We start from the raw sequence: 5,108 nt of genomic DNA, 5'->3' as shown, positions 1-5,108 counted from the left end.
GAATCAGCCTTCAAAGTCATTTACCTAGCCATCCAGAATATTTCCAAAAAATGGACGATGCCGATTCGAGACTGGAGACCTGCTCTAAATCAGTTTGCAATTATGTATGATGATCGCTTTCCTCTCTAAATTTAGATCTTTGACACAGATCTATTTACATACCCTGGAGTTGTTGCTTAAGGGAATGCAAACGATACCGATCGTTTGTCCTTAATAAGTTTTTGCGACACAATCCGAATACGCACCCCTGCTATCTTTTTTGGCAAATTCATTCTTATCTCCTTTCGGGTTTTGCTACCAGTTGTTTATTACAAGTTGTCCATTGCAAGCCACTTGTTTCTGCTCACAGAGTTTAGTCGAGTTTCTCTATTTTTCTAGAAATCAGGTTGCCAAAGCGCCAAATGTAGATGGCGGCGGCTGTGGTACTTCCCAGGTAATAGCCCGCCCACAATCCCACACCTCCGAAGCCAAAATGGAAACCCAACACATAGCCACTGACCAGTCCAATTCCCACAAAAGCAAGAATACCAAATGCAACTGGAATGCGGGTATCTTGCAATCCATACAACGCACCTAACGTTGTTTTCTGTACCCCATCAAAAACATGACCGATCGCCACCACCATCAACATGGGGATCACCAGTTTCAACAGTGCTACATTCTCAGGATCGTGAACGTCAAGATATAATCCAACAACTTGCTGACGAAAGATGAGGAGCGCGATCGCCACCAACGTTGTCACGGCGAGGGCAACCCCAATACTGATATAACCTGCCTCTTTCGTTCGTTCCAGCTTTTGCTGTCCGAACCACTGACCGACACGGGCGGTTGCCGCAAAGGACATACCCAAGGGAATCATGAAGACAATAATCCCGGTCTGCAACGCAATTTGATGTGCTGCTAAGACATCCGTTCCCAAGATGCCCATGAGATATGTCATTACCAGTACCAAGCCATACTCGAAGGCGATCGAGACTCCAATTGGTGTACCGATAATGAGCAGTTCTCGCAATAAATTGAATTTGGGACGATACCACGTTTGAAACAAGTTATAAATCCTGAGTTGTGGATGTTTGAGCAGATAAATCACTAATGACAGAAACATCCCCCACCATGACAGAGCGCTGGCTAGCGCCAATCCTGCTAATTCCATCCGAGGAAAGCCAAATTTACCAAACCCTAAAGCATAGTTACCGACGATATTGAAAAGTGTTCCCCCAATCACAATGATCATGATAGGACGAGCTTGCGACAGCCCAGACACCACTCCTCTGAGCATGGCAAAGCCAACTGCTGGGAATAATCCCCACAGCATCACATTAAGATAGCTAGTGGACAAGGTCACAGTTTCAGGGGTTTGCCCCAACCGCAGCATCACGGTGTCTAGATGTGCGATCACCCACATGGTCGCGATCGATAATCCAATCGTCAGCCATAATCCCTGCTGTGTCGCCTGCTCAATCCGGGTTTTGCGTCCTGCGCCATAAGCTTCGGCAACGAGTGGACTGACTGCCATCACCACACCGCCCAGAACATTGAGAAACACTTGAAAGGTGAAGGAGGCTAATCCTCCTGAGGCTAGGGCTTTCCATCCTAAATGCCCCATCATCACGGTATCAACAAACCCTGTGGCTGACTGGGCAATTTGAGCGCTCACTAACGGGATAGCCAGGTGCAGAAATGCTTTGATCTCGGAGCGAACGGGAGAAATTGAAATTGAAGCCATAACAAAGTTTCAAAAACAGCACGACAAATTGGACAACGATAGAAATGCCATCGATGCGTGTAGAGCAATCTAGTTAAACCGCTGAAATTCTGATTAACTCAAGCCAAAGTTAAAAAATCCTTGATACCATCGTAGATTTCTGGCAACTTTCCGGTTTGAAAACTCGCTTTGTGGATGCAGGGTACGCAATCAGTTCTGCCGCAGGACGAATGGGACGAGGAACAAATTCACCACCGCAGTTTGGACAAATTCTAAATAAAATTGTTTCAACACAGTGCTTGCAGAAGGTACACTCAAATGAACAGATCATTGCCTCTTTTGAATCTGGAGGAAGATCTCGATTACAACACTCGCAATTTGGACGTAATTCCAGCATCTGAACTCATTCCTACGCTATAAAAAATCTACTCATGCTCATTGAGGAGGGACTTAGATATCTCTGCAATTGAGATATCGCTTGTTTATCTTTTCCCACTCCATGTATCGTTCAATTCATGCCCTACTGTGTAATGATCTCACCATGCCTCTACAATAGGTGCAGGAGCTACATGAGTTGGAAAATGAGGCAACACCTCCTCGGCTAGTTCAGCAGTGACTTCACTAGCAGGACGGCGACCGTGTTGTACTCCAAGCGCAGCATGATTCACCCCTACGGACTGCCAGCGCTTGAGCAAATCAATTAACCCGCGTCGCCCAACTCGCAAAATAAATCCACCTCGAAGCGGTGTAGGTGGTTCATCGGGATTATCTGATAAGTCGATCCATTCATTCGTAGCGTGAGGTTTAAACATCTGATCGGGAATCAGCTTACGCCATTCCTCAATTCTCACACCTAGTTGAGCGGCTCCAGATATGCTCGATGTGTTTCCTGGATAAGAGAGCCAGCCATCGCCATTGGCAGCAACCCACTCCATACTTTGACGACTAGACCCTGTGATGAGTAGAGGGATGCTCCCAGTGATCGGTTTGGGCAATAAATCGCCACTGTTCAACTGACTGATTGAAGAATCAATGCTGGGAAAACTCTCTTCGAGATAACGACGAAATAGCGCGATTGCCTCTCGAAACTGTTCTGCACGGTTCTCATACTGAATCCCATAGGCAGGAAATTCAATGGGGCGATCGCCCGATGCCACACCCAGCACTAACCGCCCATTGGAAAGCTGATCAATGGAAGCCGCAGCCTTAGCTAGATCGATTGGATGGCGCAACGTGAAAATTGCACTACCAGCCGCCAATGAAATCGTTGTGGTGTGAGCCGCAAGATAACTGAGATAGGTAAACGGATCAAAGACTTGCCCGACATCGCCAAAGCTGGGATCGTGAAGCGGCACATCGCGCACCCACACGGCTGCAAATTTTGCTTGTTCAGCCTGTTTAACCAAGGCAACTTGTCCTCGCATTGCCTCCATGCTGCCCTCATATTGCCACAACGGTAAAAATAGCCCTACTGTCAATTTTCCGGGTGCAAACATGCGGCGAAACCCTGGATGATTGGCAAAGGCGATCGATTGTCGCGATTCAAGATTAGGAATCATGGGTAGGGTCTCATGGTTGCTCACTCCTCTGCTAAGGTAATGAGTATTCTGGCATGGCACAAGTACCAGTTTTAGAGATTTACACCAGACCAGTTGAGCAAACTCATCATGGATCTTGCACTTAAGCTAGAAATCACTTCGACCATTCCCCTGCATCGACAGCTTTATGACGAATTACGACAGGCGATCCTGTCCGGTCGCTTAGTATCCGGGCAGCGGATGCCCTCTACTCGATCGTTGGCAAAAACCTTAGGCATCTCCCGCGCAACGGTTTTATTCAGCTACGACCAATTGCTCAGTGAAGGTTATCTGAGTACCGTACCTGCTTCTGGAACGTTTGTGGCTTGCCAACTGCCCAATGAACTGTTGCGATCGACAACGGCTCCCCCGATTTCATCGACATTCCCACCTTGCATTGAGCTATCCAGCTATGGCGCAACGCTGGCAACGGTGGAACTGCCGCCTGCACCTGGACAAAAACCGCTGATCAATTTCGGTTGCTATGGCAGACCTGCCTTTGACGAATTTCCAATTCATCTCTGGCGACGGTTGTTGTCCCGCGCCTGTCGCCTCAGCAACACCATCCTTGACTATCCGGCTGATCCCTTGGGGTACAAACCGTTGCGGGAAGCGATCGCCTGCTATCTCACCCAATCGCGTGCGGTCCGCTGTGAACCCGAGCAGGTGATAATTGTTAACGGCTCTCAGCAAGCCCTGGATCTGATCGCTCGGTTGTTTTTGAATCAGGGCGATCGGGTGGTGATGGAAAACCCTGGCTATTTCGAGGCGCGATACATCTTTCAAGCGCAAGGGGCTGAGGTATTACCGATTCCGGTCGATCGCTCAGGGCTGATCGTGGAAAAACTCTCAACCCTGACCATACCTGTGAAGTTGGTGTATGTCACGCCGTCGCATCAGTTTCCCACTGGGGCAGCCTTGTCGTTATCCAGACGGCTGGCGCTGTTAGCCTGGGCGCAACAAACTGGAGCAATGATTCTGGAGGACGATTATGATAGTGAGTTTCGCTATGATGAACGCCCGATTCCTGCACTTCAGGGACTAACTAGCAGTGATTCAGTGATTTATATCGGTACTTTTTCCAAAGTCCTGTTTCCCTCATTGCGAATGGGGTATCTGGTTGTACCGCCGCAACTCGTTCCGGTAGTGGCACGTGCGAAATGGTTAGTCGATCGCCAATCTCCTCTGCTAGAACAACACGCTTTGACGGATTTCATCAACGAAGGACATTTAGAAAGCCATATTCGACGAATGCGAATCCTGTATGCTGAGCGGCGAAGAACGCTTGTGCAAGCGTTGAACCAATATTTAGGAAATCAAGTGACGATTATTGGTGAGAATGCTGGAATGAACGCGATGGTGCAATTTCATATCCAACTAAGCGATGAAGAGATGAGCGATCGAGCAGAACAACGAGGAGTGGAGTTGATTAGCGCTTGTTCCTGCTACATGAATGCCGAGGATGGCAAGGGAATGTTTCTGCTAGGATGTACCGATCTCGATTCAGAGGTGATTCAGGAAGGGGTGCGGCGCTTAGCTGAAATTCTCAATGCTGCAGAGCCTTAGGAGAGACAACCGATTAATCAAATGGAGGGGTTCTATCGCAAAAAATCTTTTTAACGCTACATACAGAGTTGTATTATGCATACTTCAACACTGCAAATAGTGTTTCCTAAAGTTTTTGCGACAGAACCGTTATTTCTCAACTGGTTGCGGGTTTCGTGTAGAAGCTGATCTGGAATCTTGAGCAACAAGGTCAGATTGAGCCATCGACAAGACAAAACGTTCTGTTTTGATGTTTTTCTGGCTGATTTTCTCCATCTTTT

4 protein-coding genes and 1 pseudogene are annotated in these 5,108 nt (G+C 47.8%); 2 read left to right on the top strand and 3 right to left on the bottom strand.

Annotation, left to right across the window (positions count from 1 at the left end; translation table 11 throughout):
- Positions 1-129: pseudogene (locus H6G00_RS35565) on the top strand (IS256 family transposase); the annotation flags it as partial.
- A 223-nt stretch (positions 130-352) separates the two neighbouring features.
- On the opposite strand, the gene H6G00_RS19305 reads toward H6G00_RS35565, so the two are convergent.
- From H6G00_RS19305 to H6G00_RS19295, 3 genes are all read right to left on the bottom strand, one after another.
- Entirely contained in the window at positions 353-1,726 is a 1,374-nt protein-coding gene (locus H6G00_RS19305) for an MATE family efflux transporter (protein WP_190797982.1), read from the bottom strand.
- A gap of 109 nt (positions 1,727-1,835) precedes the next feature.
- Positions 1,836-2,102 carry a DUF1272 domain-containing protein gene (locus tag H6G00_RS36735; RefSeq protein WP_190797981.1) on the bottom strand — a complete coding sequence of 89 codons (267 nt, stop codon included), beginning with the start codon at positions 2,100-2,102 and terminating at the stop codon, positions 1,836-1,838.
- 139 nt (positions 2,103-2,241) lie between these two features.
- Complete coding sequence (locus H6G00_RS19295; RefSeq protein ID WP_199318597.1) at positions 2,242-3,264, bottom strand: LLM class oxidoreductase; 1,023 nt, start codon at positions 3,262-3,264, stop codon at positions 2,242-2,244.
- A 108-nt stretch (positions 3,265-3,372) separates the two neighbouring features.
- On the opposite strand from H6G00_RS19295, the gene H6G00_RS19290 reads away from it, so the two are divergent.
- Entirely contained in the window at positions 3,373-4,848 is a 1,476-nt protein-coding gene (locus H6G00_RS19290) for a PLP-dependent aminotransferase family protein (RefSeq protein ID WP_190797980.1), read from the top strand.
- The last annotated feature ends 260 nt before the right edge of the window (positions 4,849-5,108 follow it).

The sequence above is a fragment of the Leptolyngbya sp. FACHB-541 genome (assembly GCF_014695875.1).
Lineage (GTDB): Bacteria > Cyanobacteriota > Cyanobacteriia > Elainellales > Elainellaceae > JAAUTN01.
This window is presented reverse-complemented; position numbering and strand designations above follow the sequence as displayed.

What these genes read in the sequence shown, in the direction of transcription:
- H6G00_RS19305 (WP_190797982.1), bottom strand. Translation starts at nt 1,726, where the DNA reads ATGGCTTCAATTTCAATTTCTCCCGTTCGCTCCGAGATCAAAGCATTT.
- H6G00_RS36735 (WP_190797981.1), bottom strand. Translation starts at nt 2,102, where the DNA reads ATGCTGGAATTACGTCCAAATTGCGAGTGTTGTAATCGAGATCTTCCT.
- H6G00_RS19295 (WP_199318597.1), bottom strand. Translation starts at nt 3,264, where the DNA reads ATGATTCCTAATCTTGAATCGCGACAATCGATCGCCTTTGCCAATCAT.
- H6G00_RS19290 (WP_190797980.1), top strand. Translation starts at nt 3,373, where the DNA reads ATGGATCTTGCACTTAAGCTAGAAATCACTTCGACCATTCCCCTGCAT.